This window comes from Microcystis sp. M53602_WE12, from assembly GCF_030065455.1.
GTDB classification, from domain to species: Bacteria; Cyanobacteriota; Cyanobacteriia; order Cyanobacteriales; family Microcystaceae; genus Microcystis; species Microcystis aeruginosa.
Map to the genome: position 1 here is coordinate 1 of NZ_JASJFB010000649.1, position 1006 is coordinate 1006.

Annotated in this window: 1 protein-coding gene and 1 pseudogene; both read right to left on the reverse strand. The window is 40.0% G+C overall.

The genetic code is table 11. From position 1 onward, the window contains the following. On the reverse strand, nt 1-510 hold a 510-nt coding region (locus tag PX482_RS20475; protein WP_288122947.1), incomplete at its 3' end, for a Uma2 family endonuclease. Nucleotides 511-544: 34 nt separating this feature from the next. Then, a pseudogene (locus tag PX482_RS20480) lies at nt 545-1006 on the reverse strand (Uma2 family endonuclease); the annotation flags it as partial.

Here is a 1006-nt window from a genome sequence, read left to right on the forward strand (position 1 = left end):
AGGTTTTTGTTGTTCATATCTTCCTTGATTCAATCGATAAATTTCTAATTCTCCGGTTTTTGGCTGAAATATTCCATAGATAGGTACTTGTAAGATTTGCTCGTAAAAATACCATTTTCCATAGGGATAGTGAGGGTTGATGGAATATTCACCCCCTTCGGTTTCCGAGATAAACTCTAGGACAATGGTAGGAATTTCTCCTTCAAGATGGGGAGTATAACTGCGCCGAATTTTTCCGCTAGGAATCGGTTTTACCGAGGGAATATAAACCCAATCAGGTGCTTTGACAACTGTTTGAGTTTTAACGGTAGCACATAAGCCAAAATTAGCAGCAATTAGCATCGATTCCAGAATTAATCCTGCTAATTCTAGGGATTCGCGTAAAGCGGCTGCTAAGAGGGGTTGCAGGTTATTGTCCACAGGTTCGTCAGGTAGAATAAAATCATCTGGCAGTTTTTCCCAGGTAATAGTTGGTAGGGGGTTTGACTGAAGTAGTTGCATGGCTGTCATAAGTAATTTCACTAATTCAAATATCTAAAATGGGCTATAGATTTTCAGGATTGACTCCCAACTCTTTTAACTTTTGCACCAAACGTTGGCGAGAAATTCGTTCTTGCTCAAGTTCTAACTCAGCTTGTTCGGCTCGTTGACGCTCTTGCGCGGCTCGTTGCTTTTCCTGTTCTGCCCTTAGTTTTTCCTGCTCGGCTCGTTGCCTTTCTTGCTCTACTAACTCACTCCCCCATAATAGCAAATTTCCCGACTTATCCCACCAGCGCAACCAATTAGTAGTAAATTCAGCTTTGCTTCCTTGCCAGATACCGATAAACAAATTAAGTTCTTTTATCCAGTAACGATTGTTTTCATCAGGTTTTTGTTGTTCATATCTTCCTTGATTCAATCGATAAATTTCTAATTCTCCGGTTTTTGGCTGAAATATTCCATAGATAGGTACTTGTAAGATTTGCTCGTAAAAATACCATTTTCCATAGGGATAGTGAGGGTTGAT